The following is a 21,498-nucleotide window of genomic DNA, read 5'->3' as shown; positions in this document are numbered from 1 at the left end:
TCGCGGTACGCGAATCCGTCATCCCGTGAATCTGCCGCTGCGCCTGCGTTCGGCCCGCATCAACGCGATCTCCTCGGTGCCGGGTACGACGATGTCCGGGTCGACCGCGAAGTCCAGATCCGGGTCGCGCTCCTTGTAGTCGACCGCGTTGAGCAGAACCTTGATCGTGTTCAGCCGGGCCCGTTGCTTGTCGTTGGCGCGCACGATGACCCACGGGGCCGTCCGGGTGTCGGTGCGCGCCAGCATCTCGTACTTGCGTGTGGTGAAGTCGTCCCAGCGATCCTGGGCCTGCAGATCGATCTCGCTGAGCTTCCACCGGCGCAGCGGGTCGGTGCGGCGCCGTTCGAAGCGGCGGGCCTGCGCCTCCCGGGTCACGCTGAAGTACAACTTCACCAGGATGGTGCCCTGACGTACGAGGTCCTTCTCGAAGCCGGTGACCCCGCGCAGGAAGTCCTGGTACTCCTTCGGCGTGCAGAAGCCGAAGACCCGCTCGACCATCGCGCGGTTGTACCAGCTGCGGTCGAACAGGACCATCTCCCCGCCCGCCGGGAACTGGGCCACGTACCGCTGGAAGTACCACTGGGAGCGCTGCTCCTCGGTCGGCCTGCCGAGCGCGACGACCCGGTAGTGCTTCTCGTTCATGTACCGGGTGACCCGCCGGATCGCCCCGCCCTTGCCCGCGGCGTCGCGCCCCTCGAAGAGCACGATCATGCGCAGGTTCTCGTCCTCCAGGTGGCGTTGCAGCTTCAACAGCTCGATCTGCCAGGGCCGCAGGTTGCGCTCGGACTTCAGCTTGCGGGCCAACGCGGTGCGCTCGTGTCGCAGCGTCTCCAGCTGGCGCACCGCTTCCTGGTACGCCGCGCCGAGATCCGCGGGCGGTTCCGTCGCGGCCATCGTCGCTCCTCCTCCGACCTGCTCGCCTCCAGCGTGCGTGACGGGCAGGTCGGGCACGTCATCCCCGGCGGGTGACGGGCGGGCGGAGGTTCAGATGAGGCCGAGCGCGCGGGCGCGGCGGACCGCCTCGTTGCGCCGCGAGGCGGACAGCTTGCGCAGGATGCTGCGCACGTGGGTCTTCACGGTGTTGACCGAGACGTACAGGGTGGCGGCGATCTCCTCGGTGGGCAGCATGCCCGCCATGCCCTGCAGCACCTCCATCTCGCGGCGGCTCAGCGGCTCCACGATGACCAGGGTGTCCGGGTCAGGTTCGGCGGTGCGTTGCGGCCCGGGCTGGTTACCCAGCAACGCCCGGTACTGCTCCGCCAGCCCGTCGTCGTCGCGCAGCACCCGCCGCAGCTGCGCCCAGACCTGCTGGACCGCGCGGCGCTGGGACTCGGGGGCGGCCAGCCGCAACGCGTGCCGCAGGGCCGTACGGGCACCTTCGCCGTCACCGGCCTGCGCGGCCAAGGTCGCCACGACGAGCCATGCCTCCACCGCGACCGGCGGGGCGAGCCCGGCCGTGCCGGCCACCGGACGGATCGCCTCGCGGGCCTGCTCCGGCTCGCCCGTCGCGGTCAGCGCCGCCGCCTGCACCACCACCACGTCCGGCGAGTACGGTTCGGCGAATCCGCCCACCGTCGCCAGCGCCTGGTCGGGGTGGCCCGTAGCGATCATCAGCCGGGCCCGGGACAGGGTGATCTCGCGGGCCAGCCACTCCGGCGGCCGGGTGCCGTCGTGCGCCGCGGCGGCCTCGTCGAGCAGGCTCACCGCCCCGCGCAGTTCTCCGCGGGCCTGCAACCGCCGTGACTTCACGAGCGCGAAGGCGCCCGCGGTGAGCCCGCCGTGGCGGGGGCGCCGCTTGGGGTCGGCGATGCGCAGGTGCCGCCCGGCGGCGTCGACGTCGTAGCGTTCCATGGCCACCCACGCCAGCGCGAGATGCCCGTCGGCCGGGCGCCGGGCGGGCTCCAGCCCGCACCGGTCGGCGAGGTCGATCGCCTCGTTCGCCAGCTTCTCGGCGTGCCCGAGCCGCCCCCGGTACGCCTCGATCAGCGCCAGGTGCTGTAGGCATTCCACGCGCGGGTACTCGCATCCGGCGACCGCCCCGGTCACCGCCTCGGTCAGGGTCACCGCGGCGGCGTCGATGGCGCCCCGCCCGCTCTGGGCGAAACCCTTGGCGGCCAGCAGCAGCACTCGCAGCTCGGGATGGCGGGCCAGGTCGTCGCGGGGAGCCTGGGCCAGCGCGTGTTCCGCGGCGGCGCTGAGCTGCAGCACCTGCGCGTGGTCGGCGCTCGCGGCGGCCAGCAGCACCCCGAGCAGCAGGTCGGCCAGTGCCAGTGCCTGGCTGTACTCCCAGCCGCGGCGCATCACCAGCTCCTGCGCCCGGCTCAGCTGGTGGGCGCACCGCTCGGCGGAGGAGTCGGCCAGGGCCAGTGCGGCGGACACGATCGCCACCTCGGCGTCCTCGGAATCCTCGGGGAGATGCCGCAGCAGGGTGCCGAGCCGCCCGGCACGGCCGTCGAGCACGATCCGGCCGATCGCGTGGTGGTCGACGATCACCGTGCTGGCCGTGGCCCAGTCCCCGGCGCGGACCGCGTGGCTGACCGCCTCGGCGGTCTGGCCCTGGGCCGCGAACCACGCCGCGGCGCGACGGTGCAGCTGCGGGGTGCGCTCCGGGGCCTCGTACATGAGCTGGGCGCGCAGCAGTTCGGCGAAGAGCCGGTGGAACCGGTACGCCGCGGAGTATTCGGCCGCGGGTTGCACGAACGCGTTGCGCCGGGCCAGCTCCACCAGCAGTCGCAGGGCGTCGGTGCGCCCGGTGACCGCCTCCGCCAGCTCCGGCGTGAAGGTGTCCAGGATGCTGGTCTCCAGCAGGAAGGCCCGGACGTGCGGAGGCTGGACGCGCAGCACCTCGTCCACGAAGTATTCGGCGATCGTCGCCTCGTTGCCGGTGATCGTGTCGACCAGCCGGTCCGCGTCGCGGCGGTCCTGTAGCGCGATGGCGAACAGCCGCAGCCCGGCCGCCCACCCCTCGGTGTGTTCCAGCAGCGACGACAGCCCGGCCGCGCTCAGGTCGACGCCGTGCAGCGTGAGCAGCTCACCGGCTTCCTCCGCGGTGAACGCGAGGTCCTCGCTGCGCACCTCGGTCAGCCGGCCGTCGAGCCGGTACCGGTGCAGCGGCAGGGGCGGGTCCCAGCGGCCGACCAGCACGAGGCGCAGCAGCGGGCTGGTGTGCCGCAGCACGAACTCCAGGTCGGTGGCCCACTGGTCCCCGGTCAGCGCGGAGACGCCGTCGAGGACGAGCAGCACCGGCATCTGCTGCTCGGACAGCTCCGCGGACAGGCGGACCAGGAAGGAGCGGTCCACGGCCGAATTGGACGCGACCGGGCTGAGCGTGGGGGAGATGGGCACCCCGGCGCGGCGCAGCGCCTCCACGATGTAGGTCCAGAAGCCGCAGGTCTGGTCGTCGTCGTCCTCCAGCGTCACCCAGGCGACCGCGGTGCCCGCGGCACCGCCGTTCACCCAGGACGCCACGAGCTGGGTCTTGCCGCTGCCCGCCGGGCCGACGACGAGCCGGACCGGGACGTCCGGCCGGTTCGACAGCAGGTCGCGCAGACGCTGACGGGCCACCATGAACCGGGGGCGATCGGGGATCTCGAACTTGGACCGAAGCAGTGGATCTTCCGCGGTGGCGGGGTCTGTCACCGGCATGGAAACGGCGAGATCAGCGCGCACGGGCCCTCCCTCCGCTGTCGAAGACGACCGGACTCCATGCTATCTTTGCCCGTTGATCGCGGAGCCACATCGTTCGGATCGGGTAATCCCACGCTTGCGGAGCGTGTGCTCGTCCCCGGCGGATGGTGTGCCGTGACCCCCGGTGGGTGTTCTGTCGCGTACAGGATCGGAGTCTCCGATCGACCCACCCTCGGGAGGTGCGCGATGACCGGTCGCAAGGCGGATGTCCCGTTTCCGGACCCGGCGGCGCGGTCGAAGGCCGGGCGGGCCGCGCGCCGCGCCGTACCCTTCGAGGCCCACGCGGAGCTGCCCGCCGCCGCCGACCGGCCCGACCCGGTCGAGCTGCTCACCGCCCAGGCGGCCACCCGGGTCCCCGAGCTGGTGCCCATCAGATACGGCCGGATGCTGGTCTCGCCGTTCACGTTCTTCCGGGGCGCCGCGGCCGTCATGGCCGCCGACCTGGCCCGCACGCCGGTCTCGGGACTGAACTGCCAGCTGTGCGGTGACGCGCACCTGAGCAACTTCGGGGCGTTCGCGTCGCCGGAACGGCGGCTCGTCTTCGACATCAACGACTTCGACGAGACGTATCCGGGGCCGTGGGAGTGGGACGTCAAGCGCCTGGCGGCCAGCCTGGCCGTGGCGGCGCGGGGCAACGGCTTCCGCCGCAAGGAGCGCGCCGCCGTGGTGGCGGGCGCGGTGAGCCGCTACCGGCAGGCGATGAGCCGGTTCGCCGAGCAGCGCGAGCTGGAGGTCTGGTACGCGCGGGCCGACCTCGACGAGATCGACGTGCTGGTGGGCGACCAGGTCAGTAAGGCCAAGCGCAAGAAGTTCGCGCAGGCGCAGGCGAAGGCGCGTACCCGCGACAGCATGCAGGCGTTCCGCAAGATGACCGCCGTGGTGGACGGGCGTCGTCGCATCGTGGCCGACCCACCCCTGATCGTGCCGATCGAGGACCTGCTGCCGGACAAGGACCGGGCCGAGTTGGAGCAGTGGATCCGCCAGGTGCTCGACGGGTACGCCGACACCCTGTCCCCGGACCGGCGGCACCTGCTCGGCGCGTTCCGGTTCGTGGACCTGGCGCGCAAGGTGGTCGGGGTCGGCAGCGTCGGCACCCGGTGCTGGATGGTGCTGCTCAGCGGGCGCGACGCGGACGACCCCCTGCTGCTGCAGGTCAAGGAGGCGCCCCCGTCCGTGCTGGCCGCGCACGCACCCAGCAAGGAGGCGGAAGCCCTCAGCGAGGGGCAGCGGGTGGTGACCGGGCAGCGGCTGATGCAGGCGGTCAGCGACATCTTCCTCGGCTGGCAGACCGTCGAGGGGCTGGACGGGCAGGTCCGCGACTTCTACGTCCGGCAGCTGCGGGACTGGAAGGGTTCGGCGGTGGTCGAGGCGATGGATCCGGAGGGGATGCAGGCGTACGCGGGGCTGTGCGGATGGACCCTGGCCCGGGCACACGCCCGTACCGGGGACCGGATCGCGATCGCCGGATACCTCGACGGGGGCGCCGGTTTCGACCAGGCGCTGGTCGAGTTCGCGGAACGCTACGCGGATCTCAATGAACAGGACTACAAGGCCCTCGTGGCGGCGGGCAGCACGGGCCGGATCGCGGTGCACAGCGGGGTCTGAGCAGTGCCGTACCGAGCCTCATCCCAGCAGGGTGAGGGCCGGATCCGCCGCCGTGCCCACGATGGCGGAAGACCCGCGCGGAAGGAGCACGACCATGTGCCGGTGGCTGGCCTACTCGGGAACGCCGATCCTGCTGGAGGAGCTGCTGTACAGACCGCGGTACTCGCTGATCGACCAGAGCCTGCACGCGCGCATGGGCGTGGAGACCACCAACGGCGACGGGTTCGGCGTCGGCTGGTACGGCGTCGACGGCGCGACCAATCCGACGTTGTTCCGGGGCATCGGCCCCGCGTGGGGTGACGTCAATCTGCGGGAGCTGGCGGCCTCGGTGTCCTCGCCGCTGTTCCTCGCGCACATCCGGGCCAGCACCGGCACGCCGGTGCAGACGACCAACTGCCACCCGTTCCGGTACGGGTCCTGGCTGTGGATCCACAACGGTTCGATCCGCGACTTCCAGACCGTCAAACGGGACCTGGTGTTCGCGGTGGATCCGGAGCTGTACCGGACGATGGTGGGCTCGACCGACTCCGAGGTGATGTTCCACCTGGCGCTGACGTTCGGGCTGCGCGAGGATCCGGTCGCCGCGGTCGAGCGGATGGTCGGGTTCGTGGAGTCCGTCGGGCGGGCCCACGGGGTGCACGACCCGATCCAGATGACCGTGGCGACCACGGACGGGGAGCGGCTGTGGGCGTTCCGGTATTCCAGCGAGGGCGCCAGCCGCACCCTGTACTTCAGCACCGCGGTGACCGCGCTGCGCGAGCTGTACCCGGAGAACGACGAATTCCAGAAGCTTTCCGACGAGACCCGGATCATCGTGTCGGAGCCGCTCGGTGAGCTGGTCGGTGCGTGGCAGCCGGTTCCGGAGTCCAGCTACGGGGTGGTCCAGGCGGGCCCGGACGTCCTGGGCGACTTCCATCCCCGGCTGCCCTGACGCTCAGCCGGCCCGCGCTGAGCTGGCCGGGCGTGCGCTCGCGGCCCTCGCTTCGCTCGGTGCACTCGCTCACGCGGCGCCGGACTCGCGCAGCCGGGCGTGGAACAGCCCGATGCGGTACAGGCGTTCCAGGCGCCGCACCGTGAACGGATGTGAGCGCGGCAGCTGCGACAGCGCGACCCAGAAACCCTTCAGCGCCTGACCCTGCCGGACGAGCTCGTCCACGTCGACCACGTCCTCGGTGTGCCGTCCCGAGGCCAGCAGCACCAGGCCGGTCGCCCCCAGCGGCGACAGGTGCGCCCCGTGCCGGTCGCACGAGTACTCCCGCAGCCGCGACAGCAGTGGGCCGAGCAGCGGGATCATCTGCGAGTACGCGACCGCGATCTGATACCACAGCGAGACGTGGTGCAGCCGGATGTGGCCCAGCTCGTGGCCCAGGATGAACCGCAGCCCGTCCCGGTTGTTCTTGTGCAGGTTCACGAACAGCTCGTTGGCCAGCACCACGTAGTCGTGCCCGGTCGCCTGTGCGGCGAAGGCGTTCAGGGTGCCGTTGCCGTTGGCCAGGTAGATCTGCGGGCGCCGGCGCAGCCCCAGCCGCTGGGCGAAGTCGTCCGCGGTCTTGTACAGGTCGGCGTACTGGCGGGGGGAGAGCAGCACCGCAGTGCCACGGACGGACGCGCGCTGGGTCTCGCGGACCACGACCAGTCCGGGGATCAACATCAGCAGGCCGATCAGCGCGGTGCGGATCGCGGTCGCCCACCCGGAGTCGTGCAGCCGCTCCGGCAGGTACGGCAGGACCAGGGCGGCCTGCACGATCAGGACGATGATGAGGACGTTGAGGATGACCATGAACGTGAAGAAGGGAAGTTCAGCGGGGTGTCGCAGCCGACTGCGGGGCGCCACCCCCGGTCGCTTTTTCGTCGCCACAGCGGTCCTCCTGTTCGGCGCGTTGCCGCGCGGACGCTCGACGGGCCCCGGGCCACGACCCCCGTCCCGAGGAATGCAGTCTGCGTGAGCGCGGCGCCCCCCGGTTCACCCCGCCGGAATGAGGCTCCGGCCCCGGGCCGGGCCGACACTGGTGGCCGGGCCGACAGGGGGATCGGGCCGGCACGGGGGACGGGCGGCGCGCGTACCGACGGGAGGCAACCATGGTCGAGGTCACCGCCACCGACGCGCCGACGCTCGCGGCATCCTCGCGGCCCGCCCAGCGGTGGCTGGCGCGGCTGGCGTTCGGCACGGCGGCGGCGGCCGTCCTTCTCGTGCTGTCCGTCGCGGGCATCCGCGGCAGCATCAACCTGCTGGTGATCGGTGCGGCGGGGATGGCGCTCGCGCTGGCCGGTGCCTGGTGGTTCCTCAGCCACCGCGGGGCGCTGCGCTGGCTGGCCGGTTCCCTCGTGATCGTGTCGCCGCTGGTCGTGGCGATCCTGTTCGGGCGGGCCAATCTGATCTGGGTGGTGGTCGCGTTCGCGCTGCTGTGGACGGCGGCGCTGGCCGCCGGGCGGCGCGCGCTGACGGCGCCCGAGATCGCCGACGGCCCGGCCGAGCGGGAGACCCCGCCGCCGCAACGGCCGTACCTGATCATGAATCCGCGCTCCGGCGGCGGCAAGGTGGAACGGTTCCAGCTCGTCGAACGGGCCCGCGGGATGGGTGCCGAGGTCGCTCTGCTGGAAGGCGACGTGGACGTCGTCGAACTGGCCCGGCAGGCCGTCCGCGACGGCGCGGACCTGCTCGGGGTGGCCGGCGGCGACGGCACCCAGGCCCTCGTGGCGGGCATCGCCGCGGAGCACGGCCTGCCCTTCATGGTGATCTCCGCGGGCACCCGCAACCACTTCGCCCTCGACCTCGGCCTGGACCGGCAGAACCCCGCCACCTGCCTGGACGCACTGACCGACGGGGTGGAGGTGCGGGTGGACCTGGGCCTGATCGGCGACCGTACCTTCGTCAACAACGCCTCGTTCGGGGCGTACGCGGCGGTGGTGCAGAGCCCCGCCTACCGCGACGACAAGACCCGCACCACGTTGGACCTGCTGCCCGACCTGCTGGCGGGGCAGCAGGGCCCCCGGCTGCGGGTGCGCGCGGGCGACGTCGAGCTGTCCGGCCCGCAGGCGGTGCTGGTCAGCAACAATCCGTACGGGTCGGACGATCTGGCGGGGCTCGGTCGCCGTCCCCGCGTCGACGGCGGGGTGCTCGGCGTGCTCGCGGTCACGGTGCACGGCGCGATCGAGGCTGCGGGCTTCGCGCAGGGGCTGCGCCGGGCGAAGGCGCTGACCGTCCTCACCGCCACCGAGGCGATCGTCGACGCCGACGAGCCCGCCGTGCCCGTCGGCATCGACGGCGAAGCGATCACCATGCCGACCCCGGTGCGGTGCTCGATCCGGCCGGGCGCGCTGCGCGTGCGTGTGCCACGGCACCGGCCGGGTGTTCCCCCGCCCCGCCCCGAACTGGACTGGGCGCGGCTGCGCCGGCTGGCGCTGTCCGCGGGCGGCGGATGACCACGGCGGACCCCCCGGTTGTCATCGCGCACATCTCCGACCTGCATCTGGGCGCCCACGACCCGGTGGCGGCGCGGACCCTGGCCGCGGACGTCGCGGCCGTGCACCCGACGGTCACAGTGGTCACGGGGGACTGCACGATGCGGGCCCGTACCGGGCAGTTCCGGCAGGCCCGGGAACTGCTCGACGAGCTGCCGGTCCCGCTGCTGGTGGTCACCGGCAACCACGACGTGCCGCTGGACAGCCCGGCCCGGCTGATCTCGCCGTACTCCCGGTTCCGGCACTGGCTGGAAGACGACCTGGACCCGGTGCTGCGCCTCGACGGGGTGACCGTGCTGGGCCTGGAGAGCACCCCGAGGTGGCGGTGGAAGAGCGGCCGGGTCTCGCGGCGGCAGGCCGACGCCGTGCGTACCGTGCTGGGGGCCGCCGCGCCCGGGGCGGTCCGGGTGCTCGCGCTGCACCACCCGCCGCGGGCCACCGGGCTGGCCCGGGTGGTCGGACGGGACCGCCTCCTGCGGGCGCTGGCCGCCGCCCGGGTCGATCTGTTGCTCGCGGGGCACACCCATCTGCCGGCGGCCAGCAGCTTCGAACTCGACCGCTCAGCGCACCGGGTGGTCGAGGTGGTGGCCGGTACGGCCACGAGCGTACGCACGCGCGGGGTGGGCCGGTCCTGGTCGGTGATCACCGTGGACACCGCGGAGATCGTGGTCGAGGAACGGCATCAGTCCGGGTCCGGATGGCACACCCTCGGCACCACCCGGTACCCCCGGCTCGACTGAGCGGCTCAGTGCGTCGCTGCCGCCGTGGCGGGCGCGCGGACCCGGACCACCGCGGTGCGCGCCAGCTTGTCGTGGATGCCCTGGTGGCGGCTGTCCACCGGGACCCACACGGCCCCGATCGGGAAGTAGGCCAGCACGGCACCCCGGATCAGCGCCGCGAACCAGGACAGCCGCCGCCCGCTGATCGCGACCACCCGCAGGCCCAGCAGGGCCATCCCCGGTGTCCGGCCCGCCAGCGCCCAGAAGACCGCGTTGTACAGCGCCAGCGTCGGCGGCAACAGCAGCAGGTACGCCGAGGCGGTGAGGCGCAGCAGATCGGGATCGGACGGGACGACGACCGCGCCGATCAGGATCGTGATCAGCACGCCGCCGCTGAACACGGTCGCCACCAGCAGAATGTCCAGCACGTACGCGATGGTTCGGCTGACCGGACCGGCGAACTCCCCACCGTCGGGGTGGGTCATGGTGCGTCGGCGGGGCGGGGTCCGCGGTGGAAGACCCGGTAGGTGAGCCGGTCGACCGCGGTGTCACCGGCTTCCGCGCCGGTCCGGATCCGGGTGACGAGCTCGTCCACCATGCTTTCGCGCTGCCCGCGGATCAGTGCCTGGATCCGGTCGGGCTCGCGTTCGAGCAGGCGCAGCACGTCGTCCAGGACCGCCAGCACGACGGGGCGCAGCACGCGTTCCAGCTGGGCGTCCACGACCCGGTCGACCACCGAGGAGGTGGCGAACGCGGTGACCGCGGAGTGGACCGCCGTGCTCGCCCGCTGGCGGCCGCGGAGCCGTTCGCGGGCCCCGCGTTCGGCCAGTTCCGTGACGATCTCGCCGCGGCGGGACGCGGCGCGGCGCAGGCCATCGAGCATCCCGGCGGCGGCCTCTTCGGCCTCGAACGCCGCGCCCACGGCGGCGTCGCGCCACCGGCGGACCTCGGCCAGCAGGCCCGGCCCGGTGCCCTGCGCGGCGACGTCCGCCTCCGGGGTGAGGCCGTCCAGGGCCGCGGCGGCCACGGGTACGCCGTTGGCGGCGTACCGGGCGTCGGTCAGCCCGTCGGGCGCCGGGGTGGGTTCGGGGAGGATCGGCGGGACCACCGCTGTGATCTCCATCGGCTGCTCCGGATCGCTGGTCGTCATCTACCGACGGTGCGCCGCAGGGGCGGCTCGGGGACCACCCGCCACGGATGAGGGATGCGGCCGGGAATTTCCCGGCCGCATCGAAAGGATGTGCGTTCAGCGGCGGCGGCGCGTCACCCGCCGCGCCGTGCGCCGCGAGGTACGCCGGGCCACCCGGCGAGTTCCAAACATGTGGCTGCACCTCCGGAGTCCCCGTGATTGCCGTGTGGGTCAGCGAGCGGCGCCCGCGGTTTCCAGGTCGTGGAGTTCCTTGGCCTCCTCGGCTGTCAGCAGCCCGATACCGACCAGGTCGAGCGGGTTGATGAAGCCGTCGCCGAGGCGGAAACCGCCTGCCCGGGCGATCGCGTCGCGCACCGGCACGGCCCAGTGGTGCTCGACCAGCAGCAGCGCGGCCGCGCTGTCGTTGGGGATCTCCGCGATGACGTCCCAGGCGTCGGCGTCGCTGAAGACCCGGACACCGCCCTGCTCGGCTGCCGCCTCGGCACCGGCCAGGGCGCCGGCCTCGAAGCCCGCCTCGCCCTCGATGCCCAGGCCCACCAGTGCGCCGATCTTGCTGCCCAGCTCGATCGCCTCGTCGGTGGACAGGTTGCTCAGGTGCTCGACCTCGATGTCGCCCTCGGCGTCCTTGTAGACCGCGAGGGCGTCGATCACGCGTACGGTGTCGCTCTTGCGCAGCTTCTCCAGCTCGGCGACGACCTCGCCCTGGAAGTTGGGATGTTCGAAGCCCAGCACGATCAGCTGGACCGGACCGATGGCCATCTGCTGCTGCTCCTTCGCTCGATCCGACAGGAGGCGATCCGGCGCGTCGAGGGATCGTCCGATATCGATCCTCGCGGTGGCGGCCCGGCGGCACCTCATCCGGCCGGGGTGACCACCGGCTCCGACCTGTCCGGCTCGGGCGCGGTCGTGTCCCGGGCGGGTTCGTCGGGCCGGTCGTGCTGGTAGTGCACCCGGATCAGCTCGACCCCGCACCGGTCCAGCCGGACCAGCAGGGCCCCGAGCTCGTCCGCGGACAGCCGGCCGCGGATGGTCCACTCCCGGGCCACGGACTCGCAGCGCAGGCCGGCGAAGGCCGCACGCAACGCCGGTCCGACAAATCCCTGCACGCGGATCTCGTATCTCTCCTCCATGGCGCACACAGCCTCCGGCGCGTGGTGACGTGAAATCGGATGTTCTTCACGGTCTACCCATTGCGCCGTCTCCTGTTCCTCCACAAGGGGTGATAGGTGCGGCAGCAACTGTCCCGCGGCGCGTCCGGACGGTTCGCAAATCGGATGATCGGCCCCGTAAAGCGGATGTTGCCACTTAAGTGATCGACATGTTTGGCTGAGGACGGCAGTGGCCCTCCGCCCATCCGGCACCACGGGCAACGGCGGTGGACTGCCGTGCTGGTGCCGAGGATGTCACCGGGTGCGGCCGGCCGGTGCCGTAGACCCCATCCCGCCCGTCACGCGAAGCGGGCACCTTCTGGCGCCTCGGGCCGGCGAAGGGCGCGGATGGCTGCCAAAGGGGGCGGCGTGGAGGGTGACAACGTTGTTGACGACCTGACGAATCGACAGTTGCGGACCGCGCGCGGCAAGCGCGCGAAAGGGCGGCGGCGGGCGCCGCCCACGATGGGGCCGTTCATCGCCGCCAAGACCGCCCGCCCGCAGATGCTGCGGGCCCGGATCCGGCGCCAGCGCCTGTACGACGCGCTGGACGCCGCGGTGCGGTGCCCGCTGACCGTGGTCTGCGCCGGGGCGGGCTGGGGCAAGACCGTGCTGGTGTCCGCGTGGGCCGACACCCGGCGCACCCCGGTCGCCTGGCTCACGCTGGACGCCCACGACAACGACGTCCAGTTGTTCTGGTCGAGTGTGGCCGCCGCGCTGCGCGCGGCGGGCGCGGTGCCGCCGGACAGTCCGCTGGCCGAGCTGGGCGCCGTACCCACCGATCATGTGGAACGCCTGCGGCATGTGGCTCGCGGCCTGGGCCGGCTGGCCGCCCCGACCGTGCTGGTGCTCGACGACTTCCACGAGATCGCCGACGCCGACCTGCTGCGGGAGCTGTCCGGGCTGCTGCGCCACCCGCCGCCGGGGCTGCGCCTGGTGCTGCTCACCCGTACCCAGGTGACAATGCCGGTGCACCGCCTGCGCGCCACCGGGGAGATGGCCGAGATCCGGGCCGGGGAACTCGCCTTCACCGTGCCGGAGGCGACCGACCTGCTGTCGCGGCACGGCCTGATGCTGCCCGCCGACGACGTGGCCGCGCTGGTGGAACACACCGAGGGGTGGGCCGCGGGTCTGCAGCTGGCGGCGACGTTCCTGGCCGGGCCGGACGGCCCGCGCACGGTGGCCGAGTTCGCCGGGGACGTCCGGGCCGTCGACGACTACCTGGCCGACGAGGTGCTGGCCGGGCAGTCCCCGCACCTCTACCGGTTCCTGTTGCAGACCAGCATCTGCGAGCACGTCTGCGGCGACCTGGCCGACGCGATCACCCTCGGTTCCGACGGGCAGCGGACCTTGGAGGAGCTGGAACGGGTCAACGACTTCGTGATCCGGCTCGGCGCCAAGCCCCACTGGTTCCGGTATCACCACCTGCTGCGCGACATGCTGCGGCACCGGCTGCTGCTGGAGAGTCCCACGGCGCTGCCGGAGCTGCACCGGCGCGCGGCGGGGTGGCATGCCGCGCACAACTCGGTCTTCGAGGCCATCGAACACGCCGTGGCCGCCGGGGACTGGCCGTACGTGGGTCGTCTGGTGGTGACCCAGGCCGCGCCACTGATCGCCTCGGCGCACCGGGCGGCCCTGGTCCGGGTGCTCGCACAGGTCCCCCCGGGGGAGTTTGCGGCGACGCCGGAGCTGATGGTGTGCGTGGCCCTGATGCTGTTCCACGCGGGCGACTACGACGCGATCGAGGCGCAGCTGGACGGCACGGCCGAACTGCTGGAGGGCCGCACCGAGGCGCAGCGGCTACCCGTGGAGATCACGTTGCGCTCGTTGCGGGTGGCGGTGCAGCGGGCGGGCGGGGACCTGCCCACGGTGGTCGCGGAGACGACGCGGCTGCTGGCGATGCTGGCCAAAGTGCGTTTCGCCGAGGTCCCCTCGGCCGTGCAGTACCGCGCCATCGCCCTGAACAACAAGGGTTTCGGCCTGTTGTGGACCGACCGCCCCGAGCGGGCCCAGCGCTACCTGTGGGCCGCCTCGACCGCGGCCCGGGCGGCCGGGGTGGAGCTGGTGGAGATCAGCGCGCTCGGCCACCTCGCCCTGGTGGAGGTGATGTCCGGCTCGGTGCAGGAGGCGGCCCGGCTGGCCGACGGCGCCCGCGACCTCGCCGAACGCCGCGGGCTGCTCTCCGCGGTGCAGACCGGGGCCGCGCACCTCGCCCTGGCCCTGGTGCACCTCGAGGGCGCCGACCTCGCGGCGGCCCAGCGTGCCGTGCAGCAGGCGATACGGGCCCACCGCGGGGAGCCCACCGAGGCGCAATGGCTGGTCCGGCTGGGTGTGCAGGCGAGGCTGGCCCTGGCGCACGGCGATCCCGGAGCGGCCCGGGCGTTTCTCGACGAGGCCCGCCGGGGTGCCGACCCGCGGCTGCGGGCTCCCACCCTGCAACGCTGGCTGCTGCTGGCCGAGTCGGAGGTGGATCTCGCCACGGGCGCCGCCGACACGGTCGCGCAGCGGTACGCCCTGCTGTCGCGCACCGACCGGCTGACCAGCTCCGAGCGGGTCTGCGCGGCCCGGGCCGGGTACGCGACCCACGACCTGCGACACGCGGCGGAGCTGCTGGCCGGGATGCGCGCGCCGCTGTCCGAGACGGCCGCGACCGTGGCGGCGCGGATCGTCGGCGCCCAGATCGCCGACGCCGCCGGGTACGGGCTGCAGGCCGCCGACCGCCTCGCCGAGGCGTTCGCCCTGGCGGACTCCGAGGGCATCCGCTGGCCGTTCCTGGCGCTGCGGGACGCCCGCCTGGACGCCCTGGTGGCCCGGCAGGACCTGCTGACTCACCGCAACGGGGCCTTCGTCACCCAGATCCTGGCCGCGATGCGGGCCAGCGTCCCGGTGCGCCGCCCGGAGCTGGCCGCCGGTCCGCTCAGCGAGCGGGAGACGGAGGTGCTGCGCTACCTGCCGACCATGCTGACGGCCGGGGAGATCGCGGGCGAGCTGGGTGTCTCGATCAACACCATCAAGGCGCACATGCGTTCGATCTACCGCAAGCTGGAGGCCCCCCGCCGCAGCGCCGTGGTGACCCGCGCCCGCGAGTACGGGCTGCTCTGATCGGGTTCAGTGCAGGAAGGACTTGAGCGCGATCATCGTGAGGCCGAAGACCGCGGCGATCGCGGAGGAGACCAGCCGTTCCATCCGGGTCAGTCGCCCCTTGCGGCCGACCCGATACCCGGCGATGCACAACAGCACGGTGCTGGTGGCCAGCGCCCACATGATGGAGGTCCGCTGGTTGGCGCCGAGCCAGTACGCCGTCATGAGCACGAGCAAGGGGATCAGTGAGGCCGTGACCATCTCCCAGCCGCTGGTCAGCTGCTCCCGGAGGCTGTGCCACCGGGGCCGGTGGCCGACGTGGATGCGTTCGGCCACGATCCGCGCGTACCGTTCGGCCGCCCAGTAGATGACCAGGGTGACGAGGACGGCCACCACCGTGAGCGGCACGGTGGGCTGGTGCGCGGCGGCCATCACCGCGGCGCTGATGATGACGCCGTAGATGCCCGCCGTGGTGGCTTCCTGCGCCTCGCTGATCACCACCATGTGGGTCTCGGCGGGGTCGGTCTCGGGTTCGTTCACGGTTGGCTCTCCGCTCACGCGGGACCACCGGCGGCGACGCCCGGGGGCGGCTCCGACTCGTGCGCGGCAGCCGAGCGGCCGACCAGGGTGACCGCCACCTCGTAGGCCGCCAGGGCCACGACGATCACCAGCAGGGACATCCACGACGACAGGATCAGCGCCAGCACGGCGGCGACCACGAGCCCGCCGACGCGCAACACGTCGAGGTACCGGGCGGTGAAGCCGGGCCCGCGCGCGGCCATCGCACGCCCGCCGGTGCGGGCCCACCGGCCCACGGCCCGTGCGCCGACGGCGGTCTGGTGGCGCAGCCAGGTGGGGCCACGGCCCGGCCCGATCAGGTACATCACCACGGCGAGGATGGCGCCGATCCAGATGATCTGGTCGCCGCGGGTGCGCAGCTGACTGAAGACCGTCGTGACGGTCGCCGCGGCGCCGTCGCGATACAGGCCCGCCGGGATTTCGTTGAGGATCTGGTCGCGCACGGCGCGGATCACCGCGCCGACGGCCACCGCCGCCACGACCAGCCACAGGCCGAGTTGCAGCAGCGTACGGCGTCGGCCGGGCGAGATCAGCAACGCGAGTCCGAGCAGCAGGAACGTGGCGACCACGAAGAACACCAGGTCCCGTTTAGCGGTCTTGACCATCTGCTGGACGGCCGCCAGCTGGCCCGAGTCGTACACGGTGAACTGGGCGAAGTTCGCGGGCAGAGTCACCCCGAGGGCGTCCTCCACCCGGACCCGCAGGTTCTCCGGGATCTCGCCGCTGCTCAGGTCGGGCAGCGTGATCTGCTTGCCGAACATCGTGGGCAGCTGCGTGCTGAGTGCCCGCAGCACCTGGTTGATCAGCGGCAGCAGATCGATCTGGACCCGGTCGTTGCGGGCCAGCACGACGTTGCTGGTGCCGTTGAGGATGGCCACGGCCCGGTCGTGGGCGCGCCGGTTCAGCTCGACCCAGATCCGCTGGAACTGGTCGCTCTGCAGCACGTTGTAGACGGTCTTCTCGACCGCGTCGCGCAGCTGGCCGGTGACCGGCCCGGCGATGAACGCGGCCTGCGCGGGCAGCACCGTCTGGACCCGCTGCTCCACGTTGATCGCGGCGAACACCTGGTTCGTCGCGTAGTCCGCGACCGCCGCGGCGACCGCGGGGTCCTGGGGCAGCGGGGCGATGGTCGCCACCCACTTGTCGGTGTTGAACGCGGTCCGCGCCGACCACACCCCGACGACGCTGGCCACGAGCGCGAACGCGGTGATCGCGATGAGCACCGCGGCCGCGATGCGCCGGATCGTGGTGAGTGCGGCGGCGCGGCGGTGCCGGGTGTCGAGCCGGCTGTTCAGGTCGGCGACCTCGGCGCGCAGCCGGGCGAGCTCTTCGACGTCGGCGGCCCACGCGGGCTCACCGGTACGCCCGGGCGGGCCGATCTCCTGGGTGGTGTCCGCCCCGGGGGTGGCGTCCGCCGAGGCCGGCGGCTGGATGCTCATCGCCGCTGCTCCCGCGGCGCCCTGGCCTCACCGCCGTGCACCAGCAGCGTGTAGATGGCGATCAGGTCGAAGGTGACCGCGAAGATCGTCCACGCCGGGTAGGCGGTCACGAACCCGAGGTTCACGAACGCGTTGACCGAGGCCGCGACGACACCGAGCGTCCGGGCCCAGGTCCTGCCGCGCAGCACACCGATCCCGGAGGCCACCAGCGCGGCGCCCATCAGCAGCAGGGTCCAGCCCCACACGGCGTAGCTGAGGTCGATGACCAGCTTCGACGCCGGTGCGAGGTAGAAGTCCTCGTCGAGCAGCGCGATCAGGCCCTGCATGACGTTGATCAAGCCCGCGCCGACCAGCACGATGCCGACGAAGAGCACCCAGCCGAACCAGGCGGTCATCGGGTCCGAATAGCTGCGCAGGTGCGTGGGCGTCTGCTGTACGTGAGCCATGGCGAGTCCGTTCTCCGGTCACCGGTAAGGGCGCGGCGCGGGCCGGGCCGGCACGGTGGGTTGGACGGCGGTGTGCGCCGTGCCGGCCAGCAGTGAGCCGATCGCGACGCCGAGGATGAAGTTGAGCCCCGCGGTGAACATCCGGCTGCCGAGTCCCGTTTCCGTGACGAACGGCGCCAGCATGGCCACCACAGTCGCCAGTGTCATCACCCAGCCGAAGAACCGCAGCGGTTTCGGCGTGTAGAGCAGCAGCAGATGCAGGACGCCGGTCGCCGCGAGGGCGCTCAGGGCGGCGCCGACCGCGTACCAGCCGGTGTCGGCGTCGCCCCAGACCCCGGCGCCCTTGGGGGCGAGGATCTCCACCCCGAACAGGCCCCGCCCGACCAGGATGCCCACGATCGCGAGCAGCGCGGCCACCAGCGCGGTGGCCACGCCACCGGCCCACAGCTTCGAAGCGTTCACCGCCGGGTGCGACGATGCGCCGGCCGAACCGTACATCGCGGTCATGGCGTCCTCCTCGGGCGGTTTCGGCGCGTGCGGCCATGTCCCGCCGAGCCTCATCGACGGCCGGGCAGGGCTGCCTCATCCGGTGGGGATGAACGGTTTCCGGGCCAGGCCACCGCCCCCGTGACCCTGCCCGGGGGCAGGCGGGGAGCGCGCCGGGCGCCCGGCAGCTTCATTCGCGCGGAATGAGGTCCCGGGTGCACGGCCGTGGCTGACTGACCTTGACGCCAGCGACCGCAACCCAGCGGCGCAGACCGCCGGGCGGGCGGGGCCCGCCGCCGCGCGGCGGCGGACCGGTTCAGTACAGAAGGGATGTGTACGGATCATGGCAACACTCGTCGCCATCGGTTACCCCGACGAGACGACCGCGACGGCTGCGTCGCTGGAGGCTCAGCGGCTCAGCAAGGATCTGATCATCCAGCCCGACGCGATCGCGGTGATCATCCGGGACCGCGAAGGCAAGTTCCACGTCACGACGAACCACCACGCGGTGGGCGGCGGCGCGACCTGGGGCATGTTCTGGGGCCTGCTGTTCGGTCTGCTGTTCTTCATCCCGTTCCTGGGCATGGCGGTCGGCGCCGGGCTCGGCGCGCTGATGGGCAAGATGACCAAGGGCGCGATCAACAAGGAGTTCCAGGACCAGGTGCGCGATCTGGTGCAGCCCGGGACGTCCGCGCTGTTCCTGGTCGTCGAGAAGGTCACCCCGGACAAGGCGGTCGAGGCCCTGGCGAAGTTCGGCGGCACGGTCCTGAAGTCGTCGCTGCCCAAGGACACCGAGGCCAAGCTGCAGGAGGCCCTGCACAGCGGCACGGACACCGAGGAGATCATCAAGTCGTCCGAGGAAGAGGCCCCGGCGGCGTCCACCCCGTGACCTGCGGTCCGGCGGGCGCGGTCCGGGCGACGAGCGCCACCTTGCCCGATCGGACACCGGATGCCGGCCCGCGCCCCGCGGGCCGGCATCCGCGCGTCTGCCCGCCGCCGTTCATCCCGCGGAGATGACGTGCGGACACCCCTGTGGTGGCCATCCTTCCGCCATGAGACGGATGACATGGGTATCGGCCGGTGCGGCACTGGTGCTGCTGGGCGCCGGCGCGTGTGGCAGTGACTCGCCCGCGGTCTGCAACAGCCTCGACGAGGTGCAGAACTCGATCAATCAGGTCAAGAACGCGAACGTGTCCGAGAACGGGCTCACGCAGCTCAAGACGGACCTGCAGGCGCTCCAGACGGATCTGCAGCAGCTGAAGGCCGACGCCAAGACACAGTTCACGGCCCAGGTGACCGCGGTGCAGGCCGCCGCCGACCAGCTCAGGTCCACCGTCGCGTCGGCGAAGACCACGCCGAGCGCCGCGACCCTGGGCAACGTGCGTACGGCCGTGGCGGGTCTGGGCACCAGCCTCCAGCAGCTCGGCGACAGCATGTCGGGGACCTGCTGATGGGCATGGTGACGCCGGCTTCCTACGGCCCGAGCCGGCCCTGGCCGGGCCCGGACCCGCCGTACGGCAGGGTGCAGTACAGCGAGGCGACCGACTGGGTCGGCTGGGTCCTGTTCGGCGGGATCCTGCTGGTGCTGTTCGGTGCGATCCACCTCGGGTCCGGGCTGGTGGCGTTGTGGCGCCCGGAGATCCTGCACGGCAGCCGGGCGGACATGCTGCTGCCGATCGGCCTGACCGCGCTCGCCTGGACGCAGGTGCTGCTGGGCGCCGCCGCGGTGGTGGTCGGCGTGGGACTGATGCGTGGCCTGACATGGGCCCGCGTCGGCGCGGTCGTGCTGGCCGGTCTGTCGGTGCTGGTGGACTTCGCCTTCATCGGGGTCTATCCGGTGTGGTCGGTCACGGCGATGATATTGGCGACCGTGGTGATCTACGCGGTGGTGGTGCACGGGGGCGAGGTGGCTTCCGCGTACGGCGACGCGTGACGGGAGGGCGGGATGACGTCGATCGGCCAGTGGGTCCCGGGTCTGCGGGCCGTCCCGACGTACCGCCGGGAATGGCTGGTCAAGGACCTGGTGGCCGGGCTGGTCCTGTCGACGCTGCTGGTGCCGCAGGGCATGGCGTACGCGGAACTGGCGGGCCTGCCACCGATCACCGGCCTGTACACCTCGATCCTGTGCCTGCTCGGCTATGCGCTGTTCGGCCCGTCGCGGATCCTGGTGCTCGGGCCGGACTCCTCGCTCGGCCCGATGATCGCCGCGGTGCTCGTTCCGATCGTCGGCTCGGGTGGCGACCCGGCCAGGGCGATCGCCCTGGCCTCGATGCTGGCGCTGATGGTCGGCGTGACCATGGCCGTGCTCGGCATCATGAAGCTCGGCTTCATCGCCGACCTGCTGTCCAAGCCGACCCAGATCGGCTACATGAACGGTCTCGCCGTGACCATCCTGGTCAGCCAGCTGCCGAAGCTGTGCGGGTTCTCCGTGGACGCCGAGGGGATGATCGGGGAGGCGGTCGGCTTCGTGCACGGCGTGGCCGACGGTGCGGCCGTGGGGGCGGCCGTCGGGGTGGGCGTGTTCACCCTGGCCGTGATCCTGGGACTGCAACGCCTCCTGCCGAAGATTCCCGCCGTACTCGTCGGGGTGGTCGCCGCGATCACCGCGACCTGGGTGCTGGACCTGGGGGAGCGCGGGGTGAAGCTGGTGGGTGCCCTGCCGCAGGGTTTCCCGCCGCTCACCCTGCCGCACGCCTCCTGGTCGGAGCTGGGGCTGCTGCTGGCGGGAGCGTTCGGCATCACCCTGGTGTCGCTGACCGACACGATCTCGACCGCCTCGGCGTTCGCGGCCCGCACCGGCCAGGAGGTGCGCGGTAACCAGGAGATGATCGGTATCGGGGCGGCGAACATCGCGGCGTCGTTCTTCCAGGGTTTCCCGGTCAGCACGAGCGGTTCGCGCACCGCGGTGGCGGAACAGTCCGGAGCCCGCTCGCAGCTGACCGGGGTGGTCGGCGCGGGCCTGATCCTGCTGATGCTGGTGTTCTTTCCCGCGCTGCTGAAGGACCTGCCCCAGCCCGCCCTGGGCGCGGTGGTCATCGCCGCCTCGCTGTCGCTGGCGGACATCCCGGGTACGGCCCGGCTGTGGCGGCACCGCCGCACGGAGTTCGCCGTGGCGATGGCCGCGTTCCTCGGCGTCGCGCTGCTCGGCGTGCTGCCCGGCATCGGGGTGGCCGTGGCGCTGTCCGTGCTGAACGTGTTCCGCCGCCTGTGGTGGCCCTACCAGGCGGTACTCGGCCGCACCCCGGACGTGGCCGGTTACCACGACGTGACCTCGTACCCGCGGGCCGAGCGGATGCCCGGGATGGTGCTGTTCCGCTTCGACGCGCCGCTGATCTTCGCGAACGCGCGGGTGTTCCGGGAGCAGATCCGCGAGCTGGCCGCCGCCGAGCCGGCACCACGGTGGATCGTCATCGCGGCCGAGCCGATCACGGACGTCGACACCACCGCCTCGGACATGCTGGAGGACCTCGACGAGGAGCTGAACGCCCGCGGGATTTCCCTGGTGTTCGCCGAGGTGAAGGACCCGGTCCGCCGTAAGATCGACCGGTACCACCTGACCCGTGCGATCGAACCGGAACACTTCTTCCCGACGCTGGAGGACGCGGTCTCCGCGTACCAGGCGCTGACCGGTGCGCAGTGGACGGCCCCGGACAGCGACCGTCAGCCGCGCGGCTGAGCCCGTCATTCGTCCCGGAT

Annotated in this window: 20 protein-coding genes; 9 read left to right on the top strand and 11 right to left on the bottom strand. The window is 72.3% G+C overall.

The window, feature by feature from the left end; genetic code table 11:
- Positions 1-18: 18 nt before the first annotated feature.
- Together ppk2 and ACMCNO_RS26820 are read right to left on the bottom strand one after the other, a co-directional pair.
- Positions 19-894 carry a polyphosphate kinase 2 gene (gene ppk2 / locus ACMCNO_RS26825; RefSeq protein ID WP_412752220.1) on the bottom strand — a complete coding sequence of 292 codons (876 nt, stop codon included), beginning with the start codon at positions 892-894 and terminating at the stop codon, positions 19-21.
- A 90-nt stretch (positions 895-984) separates the two neighbouring features.
- Positions 985-3,669 (bottom strand): LuxR C-terminal-related transcriptional regulator, encoded by a 2,685-nt coding sequence (locus ACMCNO_RS26820; protein ID WP_412752219.1) that lies wholly within the window; start codon positions 3,667-3,669, stop codon positions 985-987.
- Between the two features lie 204 nt (positions 3,670-3,873).
- Here ACMCNO_RS26820 and ACMCNO_RS26815 point away from each other — a divergent pair, with 204 nt between their 5' ends.
- Both ACMCNO_RS26815 and ACMCNO_RS26810 read left to right on the top strand, forming a co-directional pair.
- Complete coding sequence (locus ACMCNO_RS26815) at positions 3,874-5,292, top strand: DUF2252 domain-containing protein (protein ID WP_412752218.1); 1,419 nt, start codon at positions 3,874-3,876, stop codon at positions 5,290-5,292.
- 94 nt (positions 5,293-5,386) lie between these two features.
- Complete coding sequence (locus tag ACMCNO_RS26810) at positions 5,387-6,223, top strand: class II glutamine amidotransferase (protein ID WP_412752217.1); 837 nt, start codon at positions 5,387-5,389, stop codon at positions 6,221-6,223.
- Positions 6,224-6,292: 69 nt separating this feature from the next.
- Here the strand turns inward: ACMCNO_RS26810 and ACMCNO_RS26805 are convergent, their stop codons facing one another.
- Positions 6,293-7,150: a M48 family metallopeptidase gene (locus ACMCNO_RS26805; RefSeq protein WP_412752216.1), complete on the bottom strand. Its 858-nt coding sequence runs from the start codon at positions 7,148-7,150 to the stop codon at positions 6,293-6,295.
- A 221-nt stretch (positions 7,151-7,371) separates the two neighbouring features.
- Between ACMCNO_RS26805 and ACMCNO_RS26800 the strand changes: the two genes are divergently transcribed.
- Complete coding sequence (locus tag ACMCNO_RS26800) at positions 7,372-8,715, top strand: diacylglycerol/lipid kinase family protein (RefSeq protein WP_412752215.1); 1,344 nt, start codon at positions 7,372-7,374, stop codon at positions 8,713-8,715.
- Positions 8,712-9,494 (top strand): metallophosphoesterase family protein, encoded by a 783-nt coding sequence (locus tag ACMCNO_RS26795; protein ID WP_412752214.1) that lies wholly within the window; start codon positions 8,712-8,714, stop codon positions 9,492-9,494. The genes ACMCNO_RS26800 and ACMCNO_RS26795 overlap by 4 nt, the downstream gene beginning before the upstream one ends.
- A 5-nt stretch (positions 9,495-9,499) precedes the next feature.
- Here the strand turns inward: ACMCNO_RS26795 and ACMCNO_RS26790 are convergent, their stop codons facing one another.
- The 4 genes from ACMCNO_RS26790 to ACMCNO_RS26775 all read right to left on the bottom strand — a co-directional run bounded on the left by ACMCNO_RS26790 (position 9,500) and on the right by ACMCNO_RS26775 (position 11,753).
- On the bottom strand, positions 9,500-9,958 hold the full coding sequence (locus ACMCNO_RS26790; RefSeq protein ID WP_412752213.1) for an RDD family protein: 459 nt from the start codon (positions 9,956-9,958) through the stop codon (positions 9,500-9,502).
- Positions 9,955-10,623 (bottom strand): hypothetical protein, encoded by a 669-nt coding sequence (locus ACMCNO_RS26785; protein ID WP_412752212.1) that lies wholly within the window; start codon positions 10,621-10,623, stop codon positions 9,955-9,957. The genes ACMCNO_RS26790 and ACMCNO_RS26785 overlap by 4 nt, the downstream gene beginning before the upstream one ends.
- A 210-nt stretch (positions 10,624-10,833) precedes the next feature.
- Entirely contained in the window at positions 10,834-11,382 is a 549-nt protein-coding gene (locus ACMCNO_RS26780; protein WP_412752211.1) for a hypothetical protein, read from the bottom strand.
- Positions 11,383-11,477: 95 nt separating this feature from the next.
- The gene (locus tag ACMCNO_RS26775; protein WP_412752210.1) at positions 11,478-11,753 is read right to left on the bottom strand and encodes a hypothetical protein; all 276 of its coding nucleotides are present in this window, start codon (positions 11,751-11,753) and stop codon (positions 11,478-11,480) included.
- A 387-nt stretch (positions 11,754-12,140) separates the two neighbouring features.
- Between ACMCNO_RS26775 and ACMCNO_RS26770 the strand changes: the two genes are divergently transcribed.
- Complete coding sequence (locus ACMCNO_RS26770) at positions 12,141-14,873, top strand: LuxR C-terminal-related transcriptional regulator (protein ID WP_412752209.1); 2,733 nt, start codon at positions 12,141-12,143, stop codon at positions 14,871-14,873.
- Positions 14,874-14,879: 6 nt separating this feature from the next.
- Here ACMCNO_RS26770 and ACMCNO_RS26765 read toward each other — a convergent pair whose 3' ends face one another.
- Genes ACMCNO_RS26765 through ACMCNO_RS26750 form a run of 4 tightly spaced genes read right to left on the bottom strand, consistent with a single transcriptional unit; the run spans position 14,880 to position 17,823 of the window.
- Complete coding sequence (locus ACMCNO_RS26765) at positions 14,880-15,392, bottom strand: hypothetical protein (protein WP_412752208.1); 513 nt, start codon at positions 15,390-15,392, stop codon at positions 14,880-14,882.
- A gap of 14 nt (positions 15,393-15,406) precedes the next feature.
- Entirely contained in the window at positions 15,407-16,870 is a 1,464-nt protein-coding gene (locus tag ACMCNO_RS26760) for a hypothetical protein (protein ID WP_412752207.1), read from the bottom strand.
- Positions 16,867-17,316, bottom strand: coding sequence for a hypothetical protein (locus tag ACMCNO_RS26755; RefSeq protein WP_412752206.1), 450 nt, complete (start codon positions 17,314-17,316; stop codon positions 16,867-16,869). Before ACMCNO_RS26755 ends, ACMCNO_RS26760 begins: the two co-directional genes overlap by 4 nt.
- Before the next feature lie 18 nt (positions 17,317-17,334).
- Entirely contained in the window at positions 17,335-17,823 is a 489-nt protein-coding gene (locus tag ACMCNO_RS26750; RefSeq protein WP_412752205.1) for a DUF6069 family protein, read from the bottom strand.
- A 322-nt stretch (positions 17,824-18,145) separates the two neighbouring features.
- Between ACMCNO_RS26750 and ACMCNO_RS26745 the strand changes: the two genes are divergently transcribed.
- The 4 genes from ACMCNO_RS26745 to ACMCNO_RS26730 all read left to right on the top strand — a co-directional run bounded on the left by ACMCNO_RS26745 (position 18,146) and on the right by ACMCNO_RS26730 (position 21,478).
- On the top strand, positions 18,146-18,691 hold the full coding sequence (locus tag ACMCNO_RS26745) for a DUF1269 domain-containing protein (RefSeq protein ID WP_412752204.1): 546 nt from the start codon (positions 18,146-18,148) through the stop codon (positions 18,689-18,691).
- A 163-nt stretch (positions 18,692-18,854) separates the two neighbouring features.
- Positions 18,855-19,253 (top strand): hypothetical protein, encoded by a 399-nt coding sequence (locus tag ACMCNO_RS26740; RefSeq protein WP_412752203.1) that lies wholly within the window; start codon positions 18,855-18,857, stop codon positions 19,251-19,253.
- The gene (locus tag ACMCNO_RS26735) at positions 19,253-19,735 is read left to right on the top strand and encodes a hypothetical protein (protein ID WP_412752202.1); all 483 of its coding nucleotides are present in this window, start codon (positions 19,253-19,255) and stop codon (positions 19,733-19,735) included. The genes ACMCNO_RS26740 and ACMCNO_RS26735 overlap by 1 nt, the downstream gene beginning before the upstream one ends.
- 12 nt (positions 19,736-19,747) lie before the next feature.
- Positions 19,748-21,478 (top strand): SulP family inorganic anion transporter, encoded by a 1,731-nt coding sequence (locus ACMCNO_RS26730; protein WP_412752201.1) that lies wholly within the window; start codon positions 19,748-19,750, stop codon positions 21,476-21,478.
- Positions 21,479-21,498 lie beyond the last annotated feature (20 nt).

Origin of the sequence: Krasilnikovia sp. M28-CT-15 (assembly GCF_047159595.1) — a bacterium.
In the GTDB taxonomy this organism is placed as follows: domain Bacteria; phylum Actinomycetota; class Actinomycetes; order Mycobacteriales; family Micromonosporaceae; genus Actinoplanes.
Note: the sequence above shows the minus strand (reverse complement) of the source record. Positions and strands in the feature narration are given on the sequence as shown.